The sequence below is a fragment of the Pararhodobacter aggregans genome (assembly GCF_003075525.1).
In the GTDB taxonomy this organism is placed as follows: Bacteria; Pseudomonadota; Alphaproteobacteria; order Rhodobacterales; family Rhodobacteraceae; genus Pararhodobacter; species Pararhodobacter aggregans.
The window spans coordinates 62,844-82,500 of sequence record NZ_QDDR01000004.1 but is presented as its reverse complement, the minus strand read 5'-3'; the positions used below and the strand labels follow the sequence as shown (position 1 = coordinate 82,500).

19 protein-coding genes are annotated in these 19,657 nt (G+C 69.7%); 8 read left to right on the top strand and 11 right to left on the bottom strand.

The genetic code is table 11. The features are described 5' to 3' along the window. Position 1: 1 nt before the first annotated feature. Positions 2 to 1,912 (bottom strand): flavin-containing monooxygenase, encoded by a 1,911-nt coding sequence (locus tag DDE23_RS09385; protein ID WP_107751021.1) that lies wholly within the window; start codon positions 1,910 to 1,912, stop codon positions 2 to 4. Positions 1,913 to 2,006: 94 nt separating this feature from the next. On the opposite strand from DDE23_RS09385, the gene DDE23_RS09380 reads away from it, so the two are divergent. Continuing rightward, a complete protein-coding gene (locus DDE23_RS09380) occupies positions 2,007 to 3,194 on the top strand; it encodes a serine hydrolase domain-containing protein (protein ID WP_107751020.1) in 1,188 nt (395 codons plus the stop codon). Between the two features lie 113 nt (positions 3,195 to 3,307). Here the strand turns inward: DDE23_RS09380 and DDE23_RS09375 are convergent, their stop codons facing one another. Both DDE23_RS09375 and DDE23_RS09370 read right to left on the bottom strand, forming a co-directional pair. Continuing rightward, positions 3,308 to 3,961 carry a response regulator gene (locus DDE23_RS09375; RefSeq protein ID WP_107751235.1) on the bottom strand — a complete coding sequence of 218 codons (654 nt, stop codon included), beginning with the start codon at positions 3,959 to 3,961 and terminating at the stop codon, positions 3,308 to 3,310. Continuing rightward, a complete protein-coding gene (locus DDE23_RS09370; RefSeq protein WP_107751019.1) occupies positions 3,961 to 6,213 on the bottom strand; it encodes a sensor histidine kinase in 2,253 nt (750 codons plus the stop codon). Before DDE23_RS09370 ends, DDE23_RS09375 begins: the two co-directional genes overlap by 1 nt. A gap of 274 nt (positions 6,214 to 6,487) precedes the next feature. Here DDE23_RS09370 and DDE23_RS09365 point away from each other — a divergent pair, with 274 nt between their 5' ends. Further along, a complete protein-coding gene (locus DDE23_RS09365; protein ID WP_107751018.1) occupies positions 6,488 to 6,979 on the top strand; it encodes a hypothetical protein in 492 nt (163 codons plus the stop codon). A 119-nt stretch (positions 6,980 to 7,098) separates the two neighbouring features. Further along, on the top strand, positions 7,099 to 7,839 hold the full coding sequence (locus DDE23_RS09360) for a hypothetical protein (RefSeq protein ID WP_133239536.1): 741 nt from the start codon (positions 7,099 to 7,101) through the stop codon (positions 7,837 to 7,839). A 21-nt stretch (positions 7,840 to 7,860) separates the two neighbouring features. On the opposite strand, the gene DDE23_RS09355 is transcribed toward DDE23_RS09360, so the two are convergent. Genes DDE23_RS09355 through DDE23_RS09335 form a run of 5 tightly spaced genes read right to left on the bottom strand, consistent with a single transcriptional unit; the run spans position 7,861 to position 13,039 of the window. Then, entirely contained in the window at positions 7,861 to 9,081 is a 1,221-nt protein-coding gene (locus tag DDE23_RS09355; RefSeq protein WP_107751016.1) for an MFS transporter, read from the bottom strand. 1 nt (position 9,082) lies between these two features. Continuing rightward, positions 9,083 to 9,529, bottom strand: a complete 447-nt coding sequence (locus tag DDE23_RS09350; protein ID WP_107751015.1) for a MaoC family dehydratase — start codon at positions 9,527 to 9,529, stop codon at positions 9,083 to 9,085. 23 nt (positions 9,530 to 9,552) lie between these two features. Continuing rightward, the gene (locus DDE23_RS09345; RefSeq protein WP_107751014.1) at positions 9,553 to 9,957 is read right to left on the bottom strand and encodes a Zn-ribbon domain-containing OB-fold protein; all 405 of its coding nucleotides are present in this window, start codon (positions 9,955 to 9,957) and stop codon (positions 9,553 to 9,555) included. Beyond that, complete coding sequence (locus DDE23_RS09340; RefSeq protein WP_107751013.1) at positions 9,954 to 11,099, bottom strand: thiolase family protein; 1,146 nt, start codon at positions 11,097 to 11,099, stop codon at positions 9,954 to 9,956. The genes DDE23_RS09345 and DDE23_RS09340 overlap by 4 nt, the downstream gene beginning before the upstream one ends. Then, positions 11,096 to 13,039 (bottom strand): acetoacetate--CoA ligase, encoded by a 1,944-nt coding sequence (locus DDE23_RS09335; RefSeq protein ID WP_107751012.1) that lies wholly within the window; start codon positions 13,037 to 13,039, stop codon positions 11,096 to 11,098. Before DDE23_RS09335 ends, DDE23_RS09340 begins: the two co-directional genes overlap by 4 nt. Positions 13,040 to 13,403: 364 nt before the next feature. Between DDE23_RS09335 and DDE23_RS09330 the strand changes: the two genes are divergently transcribed. The 5 genes from DDE23_RS09330 to DDE23_RS09310 all read left to right on the top strand — a co-directional run bounded on the left by DDE23_RS09330 (position 13,404) and on the right by DDE23_RS09310 (position 18,060). Then, positions 13,404 to 14,768 carry a short-chain fatty acid transporter gene (locus DDE23_RS09330; RefSeq protein ID WP_107751011.1) on the top strand — a complete coding sequence of 455 codons (1,365 nt, stop codon included), beginning with the start codon at positions 13,404 to 13,406 and terminating at the stop codon, positions 14,766 to 14,768. 107 nt (positions 14,769 to 14,875) lie between these two features. Continuing rightward, on the top strand, positions 14,876 to 15,469 hold the full coding sequence (locus tag DDE23_RS09325) for a TetR/AcrR family transcriptional regulator (protein ID WP_170121803.1): 594 nt from the start codon (positions 14,876 to 14,878) through the stop codon (positions 15,467 to 15,469). Between the two features lie 65 nt (positions 15,470 to 15,534). Continuing rightward, positions 15,535 to 16,713 carry an acetyl-CoA C-acetyltransferase gene (locus tag DDE23_RS09320; protein ID WP_107751009.1) on the top strand — a complete coding sequence of 393 codons (1,179 nt, stop codon included), beginning with the start codon at positions 15,535 to 15,537 and terminating at the stop codon, positions 16,711 to 16,713. A gap of 87 nt (positions 16,714 to 16,800) precedes the next feature. After that, positions 16,801 to 17,031, top strand: coding sequence for a WGR domain-containing protein (locus DDE23_RS09315; RefSeq protein ID WP_107751008.1), 231 nt, complete (start codon positions 16,801 to 16,803; stop codon positions 17,029 to 17,031). Positions 17,032 to 17,034: 3 nt separating this feature from the next. Then, complete coding sequence (locus DDE23_RS09310; protein ID WP_107751007.1) at positions 17,035 to 18,060, top strand: hypothetical protein; 1,026 nt, start codon at positions 17,035 to 17,037, stop codon at positions 18,058 to 18,060. Here DDE23_RS09310 and DDE23_RS09305 read toward each other — a convergent pair. The 3 genes from DDE23_RS09305 to DDE23_RS25310 are packed head-to-tail and all read right to left on the bottom strand — an operon-like array spanning position 18,057 to position 19,656. Then, positions 18,057 to 19,253, bottom strand: a complete 1,197-nt coding sequence (locus DDE23_RS09305) for an NnrS family protein (protein ID WP_107751006.1) — start codon at positions 19,251 to 19,253, stop codon at positions 18,057 to 18,059. The two genes, DDE23_RS09310 and DDE23_RS09305, sit on opposite strands and share 4 nt — an antisense overlap. Further along, the gene (locus DDE23_RS09300; RefSeq protein ID WP_238149943.1) at positions 19,250 to 19,504 is read right to left on the bottom strand and encodes an NnrT protein; all 255 of its coding nucleotides are present in this window, start codon (positions 19,502 to 19,504) and stop codon (positions 19,250 to 19,252) included. Before DDE23_RS09300 ends, DDE23_RS09305 begins: the two co-directional genes overlap by 4 nt. Continuing rightward, entirely contained in the window at positions 19,483 to 19,656 is a 174-nt protein-coding gene (locus DDE23_RS25310; protein WP_170121802.1) for a hypothetical protein, read from the bottom strand. Before DDE23_RS25310 ends, DDE23_RS09300 begins: the two co-directional genes overlap by 22 nt. Between the last annotated feature and the right edge of the window lies 1 nt (position 19,657).

The window sequence follows — 19,657 nt, the reverse complement described above, 5'->3', positions numbered from 1 at the left end:
CTCAGCCGGTGCCAAGCAGGCGATAATCCGACAGATCGGCCTGGTGCATCATCCGCCAGAAATCGTCATGCCGCCAGGGCGTGATCGCCACGATCCGTCCCCGGGAATTGCGATACCAGTTGCTGGTTCCCTTGTGGGCAAAGACCATCCGTTCATGCGCCGCATCCACCCGGACATTGTAGGCGTCGTGAACCTCGGGCTTTACCTCGACCGCCGCGGCCCCGCTGTCGAACATCCGCGCCAGCAGGTCGCACAGATAGCCCATCTGCGCCTCGATCGGCGCGATGACGCTGCCGCCATGGCCAAGCCCCACATTCGGCCCGAGCAGCGTGAAGAGATTGGGGAACCCGGGGATCGCCGTCCCCAGATAGGCGCGGGCGTCGTCGCCGTTCCAGACCTCGGACAGGCGCTGTCCTTCGGCGCCCGTAACCTCGAGCGAGGCGAGGAAGTCGGCGGCGCGGAACCCGGTGCCCAGGATCAGCACGTCGGCCTCGTGACGGCTGCCATCGGCGCCGATCAGGGTGCTGCCCTCAACCCGTGCCAAACGGTCGGGAACCAGTGTCACGTGATCGCGGGCAACGGTGCGGAACCAGCCGTTGTCGAGCAGCATGCGTTTGGCGAAGGGCGGGAAATCCGGCACGACCGCGTCGAAAAGGTCCTGACGGTCACCCAACTCGTCCCGGACATAGGCCTCGAAGGCACGCCGGTGCGCTTCGTTGGTGGCGTTGAGCGAACGCTCGGGATGGGGCCAGTCGGGATCGACCTGAATCGTCGGATGGATGCGGTCGTTGAAGGTCCAGGCCAGACGCTGGCGATACCATTGCTGATAAAGCGGCACGCTGCGGAACAGCGCCCGGATCGGGGCCGGCACCGGGGCCTTGAACTTGGGAAAGGGCGCCGCCCATTGCTTCGACCGCGCGAAGATGGTCACCGCCGCGACCTGATCGGCAATCGCCGGCACCACCTGCATGGAACTGGCGCCATTGCCGATCACCGCCACCCGTCGGCCGGTCAGATCCAGCCCGGCGGGCCATTGCGCCGTGTGGAAGCAATCGCCCGGGAAGCTGTCGAGGCCCGGGATCTCGGGCACCAGCGGAATGTCGAGCACGCCCACCGCCGAGATGACGGCATTCGCCCGCTGCTCGAAGGGCTGACCGTTCGCCCCGATCCCGGAGATGCGCCATTCCGCGGACGAGGGATCATAGGCCAGACGCTCGACCCTGGTGCCAAAGCGGGTCCGCTCATCCAGACCGAAGCGGCGCGCGGTGGATTGCAGATAATCGTGGATCTCGTCGCGCAGGGAAAAGTACTTCGGCCAGTCGTAGTCGGAGAAAGAGAACGAATAGAGATGGTTTGGCGTGTCGACACCGGCCCCCGGATAGCGGTTGCCGTACCAAGTCCCGCCGAAATCCTCGTTCTTCTCCAATATCTCGAAGTCGAAACCCGCATCCTGCAAGCCGACCCCGGCGATGATCCCCGAGACGCCGGCGCCGATCACCACGACCTTGAAGCCGGACGGGATGCGCAGCGGCACGCGCTGGGGCGCTTTTTCCGGCGGCAGTCCCAGGCCATGGGCGATGATCTGCCCATAGCTGGGCGGCACCTCGTCGGCCATCGAGACCGAGAGCATCCGCACCAGCTGGGCGTCCGAAGGGCGTGGCACGGCAAGCGGGCGCCCGGCGAGATGCGCGCGGATCGCCGCCAGCGCGGCGGCCCGGATCTCGGCCTGGATCGCTTCGGGCAGGCGGCCGCTGTCGTTGTCGTCGATCCCATAGGGTCGGTTCGGTGCGTAAGGCGCCGCCAGCCAACGCGCGTCGCCGGTCATCTGGTAGAGGACCATCAACAGGGTCGGGATGTTGGCGATCCCGACCCCCGCGGCCAATTCGTCCCCTGCCTCCGCATGGTGCTGCATCGCGTTTCCCTTCTCCCTTGGTCCTTCAGGATCTAAGTAAAACGTTTGCATTAATCAAATGATTTTGCAATCCTCCCCGCCAGGGAGGCCAGTCATGAAATCCAGCACCGCCAGAGCCGACACCGTGGTCACCGGGCATTGCGCACCGGGTTTCGAGCCGCTGCGCGCGGCCTTTGCCGAGAATTTCCGCAGCCGCGACGAATTGGGCGCCTCGCTTTGCCTTCGGCACGAGGGCAGGCTCCTCGTCGATCTCCACGGCGGCATCGCCGACCCGGCAACGGGTGCCCCCTGGCGCGATGACACCGTCTCGGTTGTCTTTTCCTGCACCAAGGCCGCCAGTGCCGCGCTCGTCCATCTGCTGGTGGCGCGGGGTCTGATCGCCCTCGACCAGACCATCGCCAGCTTCTGGCCGGACTTCGCCGCCGCCGGCAAGGCGGGGATCACGCTGCGGATGGTGCTGAACCACACCGCCGGCATCCCCGCGATCCGCGCCCCGATGCCGCGCGACTGCCTGCTCGATCCGCAGGCGATGGCCCGCCATCTTGCCGCCGAACCGCCGTTCTGGGAGCCGGGAACCCGGCTGGGCTATCATGCGGTAACCTATGGGCTGATCCTGGGCGAGGTGGTGCGCCGGGTTACCGGGGACAGCCTCGGCACGCTGTTCCGCCAGCTGATCGCCGAGCCCCTCGGCCTCGATTTCACCATCGGCGCCACCCCGGCGGTGGAGGCACGGGTGGCGCCGGTCCTGCCCTATGCGCCCCCGCGCGGCACCGCCCCGACGCCGTTTCAGCAGGCGCTGACCACGCCCGGCAGCCCCACCAACCTGATGCTGCTGAACTGTGGCGACTGGAGCTGGCGCGGGGTCAACACCCCTGCCGGGCGCAAGGTCGAGGTTCCGGCAGCGGGTGGCATCACCCATGCCCGCGGCCTTGCCGGGCTATACGCCGCGCTCATCGACCCGGCCAACCCCCTGGGCTTTGCGCCGGGCCAGACCGGGACCTTCGGCCGGCTCTCGGCCGAGACGGCGCGCTGCCAGACCCTGCTTGCGCCGATGCGGTTCGGGCCGGGCTTCATGCTCGGCATCGAACATCCGGACGGCGGCGGGCTGCCCCTGCCGGAAGGGGCGTTCGGGCATGTCGGCATGGGGGGGTCGGTCGGCTTTGCCGATCCTGCGCGGGGGCTGGCCTTCGGCTATACGATGAACCGGTTGGGAGGCAGCTTCCTCCTCGACGACAGGGGCCGGTCGCTGGTCGATACCGCGCTCCGGCTCTGTCGGGAATAGCCAGAACGCTTCGGACCGGGCGCAGGGCGCGGGTGGTGCCGACCGTGCCATCGCGGTCCTGCAGGCGACGCAAGGCGCGTTTGCCCTGCACCATCCCGGTTCACAGCGAGGGATTACCGACGGTTCCCGGTCAGATCGTCGCTCAGCCCCAGCCGGGCGGCGTGCCACGAGGCCTCGGCGCGCGAGGAGATGCCCAGTTTGCGGTAGATCGACTTGATGTAGCCCGCGACCGTGGTCTCGGCGATGGTCAGCTGCGCCGCCACTTCGCCGTTGCGCAGGCCGCGGCCGATCAGGCCCAGCACCTCGCGCTCACGCGCGGTCAGGTCGTCGTCGGGGGCGGCGGGGCCGGTGCGGCGGAAATGCTCCATGATCCGCCGCGCCACCGAGGGCGACAGCGCCGGGATCCCCTCGGCCATCTGCCGCAGCTGCCGGGTCAGCAGGTCCTGCGGCTGTTCCTTCAACAGATACCCCTGCGCCCCGGCCGACAGCGCCCCGACGATCGAGGCATCGTCCCCCATCACCGTGGTCACGACGCAGATCGTCTGCGGCCGCAGAAGGCGCAGGTTGCGCATCACATCGAGGCCCGAGCCATCCGGCAGGCCGAGGTCGATCAGCGCCACGTCGAAATCCCGCGCCGCCACCTGGCCGATGCCCGCGCGCATGCTGGCGGCCTCGTGGATCTCGCAACCGGGAAAGGCGGTGGTGACGATCTCGGCCAGCCAGCGGCGCGTCTCGCTCAGATCCTCGACGATCAAGACCCGTGTCATCATCGCACCCGCCCGGCTTCATAGGGAAACTGCGCCTCGATCCGCGTGCCCGCCGCGCCGCTGACCAGCGAGAATTGCCCGCCCAGGCTGGTGATCCGGGCGCGCATGTTCTCCAGCCCGTTGCCGCGATGCTCATTTGCCACGTCGAACCCCTTGCCGTCGTCCTCGACCCTGACGTCGATCATGTCCGCGCCCAGCCGGATGACGATGCGGACCAGCCCGGGGTCGGCGTGTTTCAGCGCGTTCTGCACCGCTTCGCGCACCACCGACCGCAGGGTATGGGCCTTGGCCAGCGGCAGGATCACCGCGTCGCCCCCCTCGGCCCGCCAGTCCATCCGCACCCCGGCGGCGAAAACATGCTCCGAGATCTGCGCACGCAGATCGGCCAGCAATTCCTCGAAGGACAGATCCGGGTTGCTGGCATTGTTCACGATATCCCGAAGGTCAGTCAGCGTCTCGCGGATCAGCTGGTCCTTGCGCCGGACCTCGTGGCTGTGCAGCGCGCCCATCAGCTGGACGCCGATATTGTCGTGGATATCGCGGGCGATGCGCAGCCGTTCCTCGGCCACGCCCTTTTCATAGGCCGCGCGGCTTTCCAGCGCGTTGGTCAGCATCGCCCGCAATTCGTCCACCAGCGTCACATCGGCGGGCGCGAAAAGCTTGCGCCCCTGCCCCGCGTATTCCAGCCGGTAGCCGGGCAGGCCGCCCGCACCGCCCACCACAAGCCCGCCCCCCTCGTCGGTGAGGGCCGAATGCACGGCGTCCTCCTGCGGGGTCAGGGTGAGGGGATGGAACAGCCCCTCCAGCAGCGCGCCCCAGCGCGCGCGCTGGTCGCGGCCGGGCGGGGTCAGCGCCACATCCATCACCTGCCGGAACAGCGCGCCCTGCACCGGATCGGTCCGCCGCAGCACCAGCCGGGCCAGCATGTCGCGCAGCGGCAGCCAGACGAGCCCGACCACCAGCAGCGACAGGGCAAAGGCCGGGGCGCGCTCGTCGATGACGGTGACGATCAGCAGGGCGTCAAGCACCAGCAGCAGCAGCACGCCCACCACGTAGAACAGGATACGGAACGCCCAATCGTCCAGCTGGAACAGCCGGTAGCGGGCAACCCCCAGCGCCACCCCGCCATAGATCAGCAGGAAGAACAGGAAGGCCTGGCCCTGCGACAGCAGCGCGTCGATGCCGAGGGCGACGGGCAGGATCACCGTCGCCACGAAGGTTCCCGCGCCGACGATCACCGCCAGGCCCAGCCAGGCCAGCGCGGCCCGGTCGCGCGGATCGCCCTTGGTGGCGCGGAATTGCAGGGCGACCAGAACGACGATGACCAGCATTGCGGTCAGGATCGCCAGATGGCGGCCCAGGGCGGGCCCCGACGCCCATTCCAGGGCATCGGCCAGCCGCCACAGCCCCAGCACGAGCGCCGGCAACAGCAGAAACCGATCCCGGACCAGACGGCGCGGATAGATCAGGAAAAGGCCGATCATGCCGACGCCGAAGGTCAGCGACCCGGTGGCGTTGAGCGACGACAGGGCCCGGAACAGCGGATCGGGCAGCGCCAGTTCCCGCGTCGAATAGACCGCGGCGGGAAAGGCCGAGATCATCAGCCCCGCCCCCGCCAGCGCCAGAAACCGCGCCGCCCAATCACCCCGGCGCAGCGCCCAGATCCAGACGCCGATCCAGAACCCGGCCAGACCGACGCCGATCTGCATCCAGAAGGCGACGGGCAGGCTGGTCAGGGGGCGCCGCGCCTCGGGCGTGATCCGGTAGAGGGCCGGGGGTGCGGCGGCCTCGGCTCCGTCCTCACCGGGTTCGGCCAGCCCAAGTTCGATCGGCCCGAGTTCGACCGGCCCGGGTTCGACCGGCCCGCCCATCAGCGCCGCGATCCGGTCCTGACGCGCGAAATACTCGGTCATCGCGGCATAGCTTGGCAGCGCGTCGGGCTCCTCGATCAGGTCGGCGCCGTTCAGGGTGACCGCGCCCCCGGCACCGGCGACGCTCAGCACCCGGGCCGCGGCGGAGGGAACACCTGCCCGTGCCGCCGGCCCCTCGGCCTCGATCAGCCAGAGCGCGCCGTCCTCTTCGGCCTTGGCGACCGGCGGGACCGGGCTCAGCGACAGGCCAAGCCAGGGGCGGCTGGTCGCGAGGCCCAGCATCACCCCGGCGAAAAGGACACTCAGCGCGACGGCAGCCAAGAGGGCCAGACTGGGCGCCAGCCGACGCGTCAGGGCCGCAGGCCTGCCCGGGGTCGGCATCCTTCGGTCAGAGCGCCGGTCTTGCATCGCCGTCATCATCCCTCGACATCTCGGTCCCGTCCGGCCTGCCGTGGCCCCCCTGAACAGAGGGGCGCCGGTTCGGCCCGGTACTGGCGAACTGGACCATATGTCCGGTCTCCGCACCAGATCCCAAGTCCTCAGCCCCCCTGAACGGGGGGGTGCGCGGGCGCGCGGGGCGCGTAGTCTCGCGCCCCGTACGGCACGCGACCGGGTGCCGGTTGCGCGTACCGGGGGGCCGACGGGGGGCCAGAGCATGATCCAACAGATGCACCACCAGGCCGAGGGCCCGATCCCGCAACCCGTCTCTGCCCTTGCCGCGCTGGTCCATCGGGCGCTGTGCGACCTCAAACCCCTGAGCCGGGTGCCCGAGGCAATGGTCGCCGCCATCGGCGCGCAATGCGGCGAGGAAGAGATCGCGGCAGCCATCGCCTGGCTCGACGAGCTCGCCTGCGAGCGGCGCGCGGTGCAGGACTGGGACCGCACCGCCCTGAACGAGCTGCTCCGGGTGCAGGACCTGCTGCACGCAATCCTCTGCCGGGTGCCCGGTTGCCATTTCGAGGCCGTGGCCGCCGGGCTGAAAAGCCCCGAATGGCGCACCCGGATCCATGTCGCCATGGCGCTGGATGCGCTGGACCGGCGCGCCGCCCTGCCCCATCTGCGCCGGGCGCTGGCCCGGGAGCAGGACGATCAGGCCGGTCAGGTCATGGTCCTGACGCTGGCCCGCGCCGAAAGCGAGGGTGTCTGACGGCCCGCCACACCCGCCCCGATCACGCAGGTGTCAAGACCGGCACCACGCGGAACGCCTATTCCTTCCTCACGCCCCCGCCCCCGGCGGGCGCGCTTTTGAGACGGAAGGAATTTTTCATGACCCGATCCCTTGCCCCCATGGCCAGCGGCCTGATGCTGGTCGCATGGCTGCCCCTCTCCGCCGCGGCCGAGCCGCTCCGCGGCGTGGCGCCCGCGGCCGTCGGCCTCTATCCCGCGCAGTACCAGCCAGCGGCCAGCGCCACCTTCCGCCTGCCCCCCGGCGCGCCGGACCTGCCCGTTTCATGGGAGGGCGTGCCGCTTAACCCTGCGATGAGCCCAGAGGCCTGGGCACCGATGGAGACCGGCCCGACCATCCGCGGCATGTTCGAACCGGGGCGCTGGCGCATCAGCGCCCATGTGCCGGGCGAGGTGACCTTCTCGACCATCGTGACACTGGCGCCGGGGCAGATGGCGGACATCACCCTGACGGTGACGGCCGAGCCCGAGCCCCGGACCACCTTCGATGCCGGATCAGCCTGCGAGACAGCCGTGTGCCCGGTCGCCGTGGACGGGCTGGCGGTGACCCTGAGGCAGGGCTGGTGGATGGAACCCCCCGCCTGGACCAGCGCCACCCTGGGCGCCCATCCGCTCGATTTCCCGCGGGTCGATTTCCACGGGCCGGGCGGAGCCTCGCTGCACCTCAACCCGCATCAATGGCTGATGGCCAACGGCCCCTGCCAGGAGACGGCGGCGGGTCAGCTCTGCCAATGGCTCGATGCCTCGCCAGCCACCGCGCAGGCGGCTGACGCCATGGCCGCCACGCTGCGCCTGATCGACCGCACCCCGCCGCGGAAGTGACCGGCAAGGGGCGCGCGGCGCTCAGCGCGCGCCCTGGGCCAGCCGCGTCGCCTCGGGCAGGCGGCGCAGGGCCAGCATGGCGGCGGCGCCGATCAGCGGTCCGGGCACGAGGAACAGGAAGGCCCATCGCCAGCCGCCGATCCATTCGGCGAAATGCGGCAGGGCCCAGATCGCCAGCACGGTCAGGCCGAAGCCCAGCCCCATCTGCAGGGCCAGCGCCGTGCCGACAAAGGCGCCCTCGGCCAGTTCGGTGACCGCGGCCGAGAATTGCGCGCTGTCGCCGATCACCGTGATGCCCCACAGCAGCGCGATCAGGGCCAGCACCAGCGGCGGGCCGTCGAAGAAGAAGCCGATCAGCGCCGCGCAGCCGCCCGAGATAAGCATCATCCCGGCGCAGGTCAGGCAGCGCCCGATCCGGTCCGACAGCCAGCCGCCCAGAAGGCAGCCGACCGCGCCCGAGGCCACGACAACGAAGCTGAGCATCGAGGCCGAGCCGAAGGGAAAGGGCTGCATCCCGGCCTCGGCCGCGGCGGCGAAGGCGAGGATCCAGGCCCAGAGCGCGTAGAGTTCCCACATATGGCCGAAATAGCCGAGGTTCGCCAGAAACAGCGGCCGGTTGGTGAAGACGCTGAGCGATTGGCGCGGGTCGAAGGTGGCGCGGGCGAAGGGCGAGGGCCCTTCATGCACCATGCTCGCGAAGACCAGTGCGGCGGCCAGCGCCAGACCCGAGGTCACCCAGACCACCAGCCGCCAGTCGATCCCCTCGGCCAGCGCGCGCACCAGATGCGGCATCGACGAGCCCAAGGTCAGCGCCCCGATCAGAAGGCCCAAGGCCAGCCCCCGCCCCCGCACGAACCAGGTCGCCATCAGCTTCATGGCGGGCGGATAGACCCCGGCCAGCGCCACGCCGGTGACGAAGCGCGCGAGGATGGCGCCGTCCGGCCCCACCACCAGCAGCGCCGCGTTCGACGCCGCCGCCAGCACCGCCGACACCGCCATCAGCCGCGGCATCGGCACGATATCGGGCAGATTGACCAGCGAGGCACCGATCGCTCCCACCACGAACCCCAGCTGCACCGCATTGGTCAGCCACGAGGTCCGCGCGGCGTCCAGGTCCCAGAGCGTGACCAGTTCCGGCAGGATCGCCGTGGCCGAGAACCAGGTCGCCAGCACCCCCGCCACCCCCAGACAGAGGATGGCCAGCATGCGCCAGCGGCCCTCGGCCTGCGGGGCGGGGGTCATGTCAGAGCCCTTCGAGCGGCATGGTGAAGGTCGTCGCCTCGCCCTCGACGCAGATCGCGCCGGTGCTGTCGGTGACGCTGACCTTGAGCGTGCAAAGCGGCTTGTCCTCGCGCACGGTCAGAACCTCGACCCGGCCCGTGATCGTCTCGCCGACGCCCACCGCCTTGCGGAAGTTGAGGTTGGTGTTCAGGAACACCGTCCCCGGCCCCGGCAGATCCTCGGCCACCACGGCGTTGAGAATGCCGGTGGTGACGCCGCCCTGCACGATCAGCTTGCCGAAAGCGGTCTTGCTGGCCAGCGCCTCGTCGTAATGCACCGGGTTGCGGTCGCCGGTCATGGCGGTGAAGGCCTCGATATCCGCCATCGAGGTGGTGCGGCTGCGTTCGGCCGCCTGCCCCACCCGGGGCATTCCGTTGATCGTGCCGGTCCAGCCGTTTTTCGTGGTCATTGCGTGCTCCTTGGCATTGAGTTTCAGGCGGGGCGGAAGGCGGGCAGCACCCGCCCGCCAATGTCGGTGGGCGCCAGCGTCAGGACCATGCCGACCACCGGCGCAGGGCTCAGGATATGGCTCAGCATCACCGGCCCCTCGGCCAGCGCGACCAGCCCCACGGCATAGGGCGCGGCGGGGGCCCAGCCGGGATGACCCGGTTTCCAGACCATGCTGAAGCTCTTCAACCGGCCCTGCCCGCTGGCCTGACGCCAGTCCCAGGCATCGGCCCAGCAATGCGGACAGATCTCGCGCGGGTAGAAGAAGGGCTGATCGCAGGCGCGGCAATGCGGGATCACCAGACGCCCCTCGGCGGCGGCGTCCCAGAAGGGTTGCGTCAGCGCAATCTCGGTCGGCCCGGGGACCTTGAGGGTGGAAAGGTCGGTCATGGCTCGGCTCCCAGGACAAGCGCCACGGCTTCGGACATGGTGGCCCCGTTGCCCGTCACCAGCGCGAATTCCGCATCCTTGATCTGCCGCCCCTCGGCGCTGCCGCGCAGCTGGCGCACGGCTTCGGTCACATGGGTCATGCCACCGGCCAGATCCGGCTGGCCATAGCCCAGCTGCCCGCCATGGGTGTTCAGCGGCCAATCGCCCTCGGGCCCGAAATCATGCGCCCGCATGAAGGCGCCGAACTGGCCGGGCGGGCAGAGCCCGCTGTCCTCCAGCGTCGTCGCCACCATGATCGTGTAGCAATCATAGAGCGAGAGCAGCGACATCCGCTCCACGCCCAGCCCCGATTGCGCGAAGGCCCGCGTCATCGAGGGTTTCAGCGGCCCCGAGGTCAGATCCGGCGCCTGGCTGACCGCGCGGTGGGTGATCTTTTCGCCCGCGCCCAGCAGATAGGCCGCGCGCCTGCCCTTCGCCCGCGCGGCGGAGGTGACGATCACCGCCTCGGCCCCCGCAACCGGCATGACGATCTCGAACAGATGCAGCGGGCTTGCCACCAGGGGCGAGGCCAGAACCTCGTCGACGCTGGCGGGCTGGCCGTGAAAGATCGCCTCCGGCATCCGCTGGGCATTGGCCCGCGCCCAATGGGCGATCAGGGCGAAATCCTCGTCCGTGCTGCCATAGCGCGCCATATGCGCCTGTTTCAGCAGCGCGTAGGAGATATTCGCGCCCGAGGCGCCGAAGGGCACGTCGAATTCGCGGATCGGGTTGCGGTTGGGGCTGCGCGGTGCCTCGGGGTTGCGGTGGTTGCCGATGACGCAGAGCACCGTCTCGCACATCCCCGCCTGAATCGCCGCCGCCGCCCGCCAGATCATCCCGGGGCCCGAGGCCCCGCCCAGATCGACGACATTGCCCATGACCGGCTGCAGGCCCAGATATTCGGCCACGGTCGCCGGCACATGCTGCGGCGTCTCGCCGACCTGCGGGCCGACCAGCAGCCCGTCGATGGCGGATTTCTCCAGCCCGGAATCGTCCAGCGCGGCTTTCGCGGCCCGGGCCAGCATGCCCAGCGTCGAGGCGCCCTCGGTCCGTCGTTGCGGGGCCAGCGAGCCCACGCCGATCAGTGCGGCCTGCGGCCTCATAGCGCGGTCCTTTCCGAAAGCGCGGCGTATTCCGCCAGGCAATCCGCATTGGCGAGCGAGGCGAGGTTGGCCACCACCTGCCCGGCGACGATGGACCGCGCCGCGCCCTCGACCCGCTTGCCGTTCACCGTCATCGGGATGTCGGCCACCGCATAGATCGCGCCCGGCACATGGCGGGGCGAACATTCGGCGCGGACCCGCGAGCGGATCGCCTGCGCCAGATCCGGGGTCAGGTCGGCCGCTTCGGCCAGCTTGACGCAGAGGACGATTTCCTCATCCCCCGGCACCGCGCGGCCGAAGACCAGCGCGTCGGTCAGTTCGGGGAATTTCTGGCAGACGTTGTAGATATCGGCCGTGCCGATCCGCACCCCGCCCGGGTTCAGCGTGCAATCCGAGCGGCCATGGATCACCGCCGTGCCGTCGATGTTCAGCGTCGCATGGTCGCCATGGGTCCAGATCTCGGGCCGGTCGGCGAAATAGCTCTTGCGGTAGCGCGCGGCACCCCCCTCGCCCCAGAAAGTCGCGGGCATCGAGGGGAAGGGCTCGGTGCAGACCAGCTCGCCCGGGCGGCCGCGCACCGGGGCGCCGCGCTCGTCCAGCACATTGACCGCCATGCCGAGGGCCTTGACCGTCAGCTGCCCGCGCTTGACCGGATGCAGCGGCGAGCCCAGCAGGAAGCAGCCCATGATCTCGGTCCCGCCCGAGATCGAGGCAAAGCCCGGGTGCTTCCCGACCGCGTCATAGATCCAGTCGTATTGATCCGGCGACACCGGGCTGCCCGCCGACATCAGCCAGCGCAGCGACGACAGGTCGTGCTCGGCGCCGGGGCGATAACCCTGCTCCATCAGCGTCGACAGGTATTTCGGGCTGATGCCCAGATGGGTGATCCCCTCGGCCTCGACCGCGCGCCAGAGTGGCCCGCACTCATAGCCGCCGTCCCGCTTCAGGATCGGCGCGCCGTCATAGAGCACCAGCGTGGCGCCGCAGCCCATGCTGGCGACGACCCAATGATACATCATCCACGCGGTGTTGGTGTACCACAGGAAGCGGTCGCCCGGCCGCACATCGCCGTGCAGCAGATGCTCTTTCAGCTTCTGCAGCAGCACGCCGCCGGTGCGGTGAACGATGGCCTTGGGCGCCCCGGTCGTGCCCGAGGTATAGAGGATATAGCAGGGGTCATCGAAGGCGAGCGGCGCGAAGTCCAAGGCGCCCGGGCTGCCGAACGCCTCCCAGAGGATCGAGGGGCGGTCCATCGCCTCGGCCCCGGAACCGACCAGCACCAGCGCGCCCAGCTCGGGGATCTGCCCCGCGATCTCGGCGATGCGGGAGGTGAGGTCGACGCTCTTGCCGCCATAGGTCACGCGGGTCTGGGCGAACAGGACCTTCGGCTGCACCTGCCCGATCCGGTCGAGGATTGCCGCCGCGCCGAAATCGGGCGAGCACGAGGTCCAGACCGCGCCGATGGCGAGCGAGGCCAGCAGCGTGACCAGACAGTCGATCCGGTTCGGCAGGATCGCCGCCACCCGGTCGCCCTTGACCACGCCCGCCGCGCGCAGGCCGCGGGCGACCCGCGCCACTTCGGCCCGCAGCTGATCGGCCGAAAGAGCCCGGCGGTTGCCCGATTCGTCCAGCTCGATCACCGCCTGCGCGGCGTCGGCGCGGGCCAGCAGGTTCTCCGCCATGTTGAGCCGCGCCTCGGGGAAGAATCGCGCGCCAGTCATCCAGGCGGCGGGGTCGCGGTGCAGCGCGACGCTGCCCTTTTCGCCCTTGATGCCCGCGAAATCCCACAGGCGCGACCAGAAGGCGGCGGGATCGGCGATGCTCCAGGCATGCAGCGATTCGTATTCCGCGACCCCGAATCCGTTCTCCTGCGCGAAGCGCGCCAGGGCGGTTTCCCGCAGGGCCGCAGCGTCTGGCCGCCAGAGTACCGATCTGTCCATTTCATCCCCCTCCCGAGACTATCGAGGCTCCCAACCTGATGACTATGGACTATTCGGTCCAGACTCGTCTCTGCAAGCAAAAAATTTCGACCACCGCCTGTTCCGCGGGACTTGAACCATGACGGAACATCCAGAGCCAGAGCCAATCCATTGATTTATCGCACATTATTCATCAGAGGCGCAGGCAAGCCATTCCCTTCCCTACAGCCTTGCTTCGGCTGCCATCAGCACGAAACCTTCAGGAAACCCGCTCAGAAACCGCGCCGGACCGATCAGTTTAAATTGACGCAGGCGGAAAACCGCGCGTATCGTGCATCAGACCGTTCGGTCCACAAGGTCCGTGGGGTCCAAGGGAGGAACCATCATGCTATACCGACTCGGGCTTGCGTGCTCGACATTCACGCGCGCCTTCATCCCCAATCCATTCATCTTCGCCATCGTGCTGACCGGCCTCACCGCCGTGCTGGCCATGACGCTCACCCCGACCGGCCCGGCCGAGGTGGTGGGCCTGTGGTACGGCGGGTTCTGGAACCTGTTGACCTTCGCCATGCAGATGACGGTGATCCTGCTGTTCGGCTATGTGCTGGCCTCCTCGCCGCCGGTCGAACGCGCCATCGACCGGGTGGCCCGGATCCCCAAGACCGCGACGCAGGCCATCGTCATGATCACCGCGCTGGCGGTGATCTTCGGCGCCATCAGCTGGGGGCTCGGGCTGATTATCGGCGCCATCTCGGCCCGCAGGGTCAGCCAGAACTGTCTGGAGCGCGGCATCCGGGTGCATTACCCGCTGGCCGCCGCGGCCGGTTTCTCGGGCCTGATCGTCTTCAACTGCGGCTTCTCGGCCTCGGCGCCGCTGCTGGTCAACACGCCCGGGCATTTCCTGTCCAGCGAGATCGGGCTGATCGGCCTCGAGAACACCATCCTCACCGGCTACAATCTGGTGACGCTGCTGATCTTCCTGCTGGTGATCCCCTTCGTCTATGCCGCGATGCAGCCGCCGGAGCATGAGCGCCTCACCGTCGATCCCGAACCGCCGACCCCGGCGGCCGAGAACGCGCTGGCCGGGGACGCCAGCCTGACCGACGCCCGCGACCGCACCGTCGCCGCGCGGATGGAACGCTCCTATCTGATGAGCTGGGCGGTGGTCGTGGTGGGCCTGGGCTATGTCGTCTGGCATTTCATGACCAACGGCTTCGACCTCAACCTCAACATGGTGAACTTCATCCTGCTGCTGGCCGGGATGGCCGCGCATGGCACGCCGATTGCCTATGTGCAGGCGGTGGACAAGGCGATCGGCGCCTGCGGTCAGGTGGCGCTGCAATTCCCGTTCTACGCCGGGATCATGGGGATCATGTCGGGCTCGGGCCTGATCACCATCTTTGCCGCCGGTCTGGTGTCGATCTCGACCGAATTCACCTTCCCCTTCTTCGCCATGCTCAGCTCGGCCATCGTCAACCTCTTCGTGCCCTCGGCCGGCGGCCAATGGGCGGTGCAGGGGCCGGTCCTGATCGAGGCCGCGCGCAACATCGGCGCCGACATGGGCCAGACCATCATCGCCTTCGGCTATGGCGACCAGCTGACCAACGGCTTGCAGCCGATGTGGATGCTGCCGCTGCTGGGCGTGACCAAGCTGCGCGCCGGCGACATCCTGGGCTATACCGCCGTGATGATGATCTTCGGTCTGGTCATCTTCGGCGCGGGCGTGACGCTGTTGCCGCTCATTCTCTAGGCCCTGCGACAGAAAGTCTCCGATGCCCGGCCCTCCGGGCATCGGAGCAGACTGGTCCGACCGGTCACTCACTGATATGGATGGCGCAGAGAATCGAGAGAGCCCCCATGCAGACCCCGGCCGAGAAGCGCCCGATCAGCGACACCAAGCGTGCGATCATGAAGACTGCCGCCCAGCTTTTCGCCGAGAAGGGCTATGGCAGCGTCGGCACCGCCGAGCTGAGCAGCGCCACCAACCACGGCAAGGGCGCGCTCTATCATCATATCCGGTCGAAAGAGGATCTGCTCTTCGACATCATGACCGTCTATCTGCACGATCTTCTGGCCGGGGCCGAGACGATCCTCGCGCAAAGCGACGATCCCGAACAGCGGATCCGCGCGCTGTCCCTGGGCCTGATGCAGGCCGTGGTGCAGGACAACGCCGAGATGACCGTCTGCTTCCGCGAGGTGCACGCGCTCTCGCCCGAATACCGCCGCGCGGTCCTCAGGCTGCACGGCGATTACTTCCGCCTGTGGGAGCGGGTGATGAACGAGGCGCGCGACACCGCCCGCCTGCGCGCCGTCGATCCCGACGAGCTGAAGGCCCTGCTGGGCATGTATTTCTACGCCTTCCTCTGGGTCGGGCCGCAACGCGCGGGCGATATCGAGGCCCTGGCCGAGAAATTCGCGGGCCTGGTGCTGCGCGCCTGCCGCAAGGGCTGAGAGCGGGCTTTACCTGCCCTCCGCGAAACTGTACCGTTCGGTCCAGATTCGTCAGGGAGGATCACATGTCCACAGGTGTCTTCATCGTCGCTGCGCGCCGCGCACCGATCGGCAAGCTGGGCGGCGCCTATGCCGGGGTTCCGGCGGCGCGGCTGGGGGCCGCGGTGATGCGCGGCGTGATCGCCGATGCCGGGATCGACCCCGCCCTGATCGACGAGGTGATCGCCGGGCAGGTCCTGCAGGGCGGCGCCGGGCAGAACCCGGCGCGGCAGGCGGCGATCTGGGCGGGCATCCCCGACCGGGTGCCCGCCATGACCATCAACAAGGTCTGCGGCGCCGGGCAAAAATCCATCCATCTTGCCGCGCAGGCGATCCGGGCGGGTGACGCCGGGATCGTGCTGGCCAGCGGGCAGGACAGCATGACCGAGGCCCCGCGCCTGCTGCGGCAGAGCCGGGCGCCCGCGCGCATGGGGGACCTCGCGCTTGAGGACATGATGGTCGTCGACGGCCTCTGGGATGTGTTCAACGACATCCACATGGGCACCACGGTCGAGCAACTGGCCCGCCGCTTCCAGATCACGCGAGAGGCGCAGGATACCTTCGCGCTGACCTCGCAGCAGCGGGCGGCGGCGGCGCAGAAGGCCGGGCTCTTCGCCGATGAGATCGTGCCGATCACCCTGCCGGTCCGGGGCGGCGAGCGCGTGGTGACCGAGGATGAATCGCCCCGCGCCACCACGCTGGAGCGTCTGGCCGCCATGGCGCCGGCCTTCGACCCCGAGGGGACGATCACCGCCGGCAATGCCTCGGGCCTGAACGACGGCGCCTCGGCGGTGCTGGTCGTGTCCGAGCAGCGGATGCGGGAACTGAACCTGACCCCGCTCGCCCGGATCGCCAGCTACGCCGCCGCCGCGCTCGACCCGATGGACATGGGGCTGGGGCCGGTCGAAGCCTCGCGCGCGGCGCTGGTCCGGGCGGGGTGGAACGCCGCCGATCTGGACAGGCTGGAGATCAACGAGGCCTTCGCCGCCCAGTCGCTGGCGGTCAACCGGCACATGGACTGGGACCCCGCGCGGATCAACGTGAACGGCGGGGCCATCGCCCTGGGCCATCCGCTGGCAGCGAGCGGCAACCGCATCGTCACCACCCTGGTGCACGAGATGCGGCGCAGCGGGGCGCAGAAGGGTCTGGCGTCCCTCTGCATTGGCGGGGGTATGGGGGTAGCGATCTGCCTCGAGGCTGCCTGAGGCGGGTTCCCGCCGCCCCAATGCGCAAAATCCTTGCCTTTTGCGCGCTGCGCGCCCAGAATCAGGGGGATCAGCCGGGGGCAGGGCATGCACAGATCGCTGGAGCGGCGCGACGCCCCTGAGAACATCGACCGCTTCTACCGGATCGACCTCGGGCGGGATCTTTTCGGGCAATGGTGCGTGACGCGCGGCTGGGGCCGGAACGGCACCTATGGCAGGCAGAAGATCGATTCCTTCCCCTCGGCCCGTGACGCGCTGCAGGCGTTCCGCGCGCTGGAAGCCGCCAAGCACCGCCGCGGCTATGTGGCGCGGGGCTGAGCCATGCCGCGCCCGGTAGACGACGACTTCCCCGGTGATCTGCCGGACGATCCCCAGGGCATCCCCGAGGAGGACCTCTGGTTCCTGCCCGGCCCCTTCGAGGATGACGACCCGCTTGACCAGCCCCTGCCCCGGGCCGACCGCCGCGCGCTGTTCGAGCCGGACGAATGGCGCGCGGCCGAGCAGGCGCTGGCGGGACCGCTGGCCGGGCTGAGCCTGGCTTTCGGCGAGCTGGACCTGCGGCTGCGGCAGGGTCCGCCCGGCCTCAGGCTGCGGCTGGCGTTGCAGGAGGTGGCGACGCTCTCCTGGTGGGCCGGAACCCGCTTCCCGGTCGAGCGGCTGGGCCTGTGGCTGGCGCTCCGCGTCGGCAGCACGGCCGAGAGCGAGGCCGCCCTGGCCCGCGCCGGTTGGGCGACGCGACGGCTGACGCATGGCCCGGCACCCGCGCAGGACATCGGCGGTTTCCTCGACCGCCCGGGCGAGACGATCGAGGATCTGGCGGTTCTGCTGCGCAGCATGGCGGGCCTGCATCCGGTGACGCAGGCGGCGGTCCTGTTTCAGGCCTGGCGCCTCATCGGCCCCGAGACCGCCCGCGATCTGGAGGCCGCGGTCCTTGCCGCCCGTCATGGCGCGGCGATGAGCCGCCTGCCCGGGCAGGGTGCGCCCTTCCTGCCGCTGGCGACCGGCGGGCCGGGCGGGTTGCAGGGACAGGGCGAGCCCCGCCGCAAACTCGCCGCCTGGATCGCCGGGGCAGAGCAATCGGTTCTGGCGGCGCTCTTGCACCTCGAACGGCTGACGGCCTGGCGGCAGCGGGCCGAGGAGGCGACCGGCGACCTCTCGGGGCGGGTTCCGGCGCTGTTGCTCGATGTGATCGAAGGCTGGCCGCTGGTCGCCGCTCCCTTGGCCGAGGCGGAGACCCGCGCGTCGCGCGCCGCGGTCCAGCGCAATCTGGACCGGCTGACCGAGCGCGGCCTGATCGAGGAGATCACCGGCCAGGGGCGTTTCCGCCTCTGGCGGGCGCGGCTCTAGCGCAGCGCGCGCGGGCGCAGCAGGAGCCCGCCGTAAAGCAGGGTGAAGCCGCCGAACCCGGCGATCCAGCCCAGGGCCGAGAGCCTCAGCAGCAGATCGGCGCTGCCCGGCGCCAGCCCCGCGGCAAGCCGCGCCAGAACCGCCAGCACCACCGCCAGATACAGTGCGGTCGTTCCCCGGCTCGCGGTCAGCGCCTGTCCGGTATGGCCCAGTGTGGCGCGGGTCATCACCGCCAGCGTCATCAGCCCGATCCCGCCCGCCATCCACAGATGCTGCGCGACCGCGGGCGCCAGCAGGGCGGGAAACAGGATCGCCCCGCCCAGGGCCAGCGCCCCCAGCGGCACGAAGCCATAGGCCAGGTGCAGGACCCAGACCAGCGGCTCGGCCCGGCAACGGCCCCCGGCCCAGCGGCCAAGCCGCACGGCGTGCAGCCCCCCGGCGAGGATCAGCGCCACGGCGGTCAGCGGCGCCTCGGGCAGCGTGATCCAGAGCAGGACGGCGCCCAGCAGGGCCAGAAGCGCCACCTTGTCGAAGCGCCGGTCGGGCGGGGTCGGCAGGCGGCCGGGGCCGCGTTTGGCCAGCCAGTTGCGGGTGAAGGAGGGGATGATCCGCCCGCCGATCAGCGCCACCAGCAGGATCGCCGCGCCCAGCCCCAGCCGCAGACCTGCACCCTGAGCCGGGGTTCCGCCGCGCATGGCGTCGAGATGGAAGGCCGCGTTCCCGAGCGTGAAGAGTGCCAGCATGCCCAGCACGACAAGGTTGCGCCAGTTGCGCCCGGCCACCACCTCTCGCCCCATCGCCGCCAGCAGGGCCAGCGGGAAGGCGAGATCGGCGACCGGCGCGGCAAGGGGCGGCAGCAGGGCAGAGATGGTGACGGCGACCCGGCCCGTGAGCCACAGCGTGAACAGGACCACCAGCGGCCAGCCGACCAGCGGCATGCGGCCGGTCCAGTTGGGCACGGCGGTCATCAGGAAGCCCGCCAACACCGCGCCGAGATAGCCGAACAGGAACTCATGCGCGTGCCAGGCAACGGGGTCAAAGCGCGTCGGCAGGTCCAGAAGACCCGACAGCATGGCGATCCACAGCGCCATGGTCAGCGCCGCCCAGATCCCGGCGCCCAGAAAGAACGGCCGGAAACCGAAGCTGAAGAGCGCGGGCCCGGTCCAGGCCCTGTGCCGGTCCATCGTCCTCATGCCCTGCCCTCCTCGGCCCGGTCGATCAGCTGGCGGATGTGGCGGGCAAAGGCCCAGGTGGCGGGCAGCGCGATCAGGGCGCCGAGCGCGGCCGAGGGCCCTGTGCCCAGCACCGGCAACCCGACCCAGGAGCCGATCAACGAGGCGAAGAACACGTTCACCGCCATCGCCCCCCAGCCGAAGGGAAACAAGGCCAGCGTCAGGCGCGGCACGCTCCAGCCCGGCGCGCTCATGACCGGCGGACCAGCCATTGCACACCCACCAGCGCCGCGACAAAGGCCAGCGAGGCCACCAGATACCAGACTTCCGCCTCGGCGGTCTGGGCCTGCGGGATCGGCCGGTCGAAGGCCTCGGCCACCACCGGGGTGGCGATCAGGGACAGGATGAAGGGAAGGACGCGCATG

What these genes read in the sequence shown, in the direction of transcription:
- DDE23_RS09385 (WP_107751021.1), bottom strand. Translation starts at nt 1,912, where the DNA reads ATGCAGCACCATGCGGAGGCAGGGGACGAATTGGCCGCGGGGGTCGGG.
- DDE23_RS09380 (WP_107751020.1), top strand. Translation starts at nt 2,007, where the DNA reads ATGAAATCCAGCACCGCCAGAGCCGACACCGTGGTCACCGGGCATTGC.
- DDE23_RS09375 (WP_107751235.1), bottom strand. Translation starts at nt 3,961, where the DNA reads ATGACACGGGTCTTGATCGTCGAGGATCTGAGCGAGACGCGCCGCTGG.
- DDE23_RS09370 (WP_107751019.1), bottom strand. Translation starts at nt 6,213, where the DNA reads ATGCCGACCCCGGGCAGGCCTGCGGCCCTGACGCGTCGGCTGGCGCCC.
- DDE23_RS09365 (WP_107751018.1), top strand. Translation starts at nt 6,488, where the DNA reads ATGATCCAACAGATGCACCACCAGGCCGAGGGCCCGATCCCGCAACCC.
- DDE23_RS09360 (WP_133239536.1), top strand. Translation starts at nt 7,099, where the DNA reads ATGACCCGATCCCTTGCCCCCATGGCCAGCGGCCTGATGCTGGTCGCA.
- DDE23_RS09355 (WP_107751016.1), bottom strand. Translation starts at nt 9,081, where the DNA reads ATGACCCCCGCCCCGCAGGCCGAGGGCCGCTGGCGCATGCTGGCCATC.
- DDE23_RS09350 (WP_107751015.1), bottom strand. Translation starts at nt 9,529, where the DNA reads ATGACCACGAAAAACGGCTGGACCGGCACGATCAACGGAATGCCCCGG.
- DDE23_RS09345 (WP_107751014.1), bottom strand. Translation starts at nt 9,957, where the DNA reads ATGACCGACCTTTCCACCCTCAAGGTCCCCGGGCCGACCGAGATTGCG.
- DDE23_RS09340 (WP_107751013.1), bottom strand. Translation starts at nt 11,099, where the DNA reads ATGAGGCCGCAGGCCGCACTGATCGGCGTGGGCTCGCTGGCCCCGCAA.
- DDE23_RS09335 (WP_107751012.1), bottom strand. Translation starts at nt 13,039, where the DNA reads ATGGACAGATCGGTACTCTGGCGGCCAGACGCTGCGGCCCTGCGGGAA.
- DDE23_RS09330 (WP_107751011.1), top strand. Translation starts at nt 13,404, where the DNA reads ATGCTATACCGACTCGGGCTTGCGTGCTCGACATTCACGCGCGCCTTC.
- DDE23_RS09325 (WP_170121803.1), top strand. Translation starts at nt 14,876, where the DNA reads ATGCAGACCCCGGCCGAGAAGCGCCCGATCAGCGACACCAAGCGTGCG.
- DDE23_RS09320 (WP_107751009.1), top strand. Translation starts at nt 15,535, where the DNA reads ATGTCCACAGGTGTCTTCATCGTCGCTGCGCGCCGCGCACCGATCGGC.
- DDE23_RS09315 (WP_107751008.1), top strand. Translation starts at nt 16,801, where the DNA reads ATGCACAGATCGCTGGAGCGGCGCGACGCCCCTGAGAACATCGACCGC.
- DDE23_RS09310 (WP_107751007.1), top strand. Translation starts at nt 17,035, where the DNA reads ATGCCGCGCCCGGTAGACGACGACTTCCCCGGTGATCTGCCGGACGAT.
- DDE23_RS09305 (WP_107751006.1), bottom strand. Translation starts at nt 19,253, where the DNA reads ATGAGGACGATGGACCGGCACAGGGCCTGGACCGGGCCCGCGCTCTTC.
- DDE23_RS09300 (WP_238149943.1), bottom strand. Translation starts at nt 19,504, where the DNA reads ATGGCTGGTCCGCCGGTCATGAGCGCGCCGGGCTGGAGCGTGCCGCGC.
- DDE23_RS25310 (WP_170121802.1), bottom strand. Translation starts at nt 19,656, where the DNA reads ATGCGCGTCCTTCCCTTCATCCTGTCCCTGATCGCCACCCCGGTGGTG.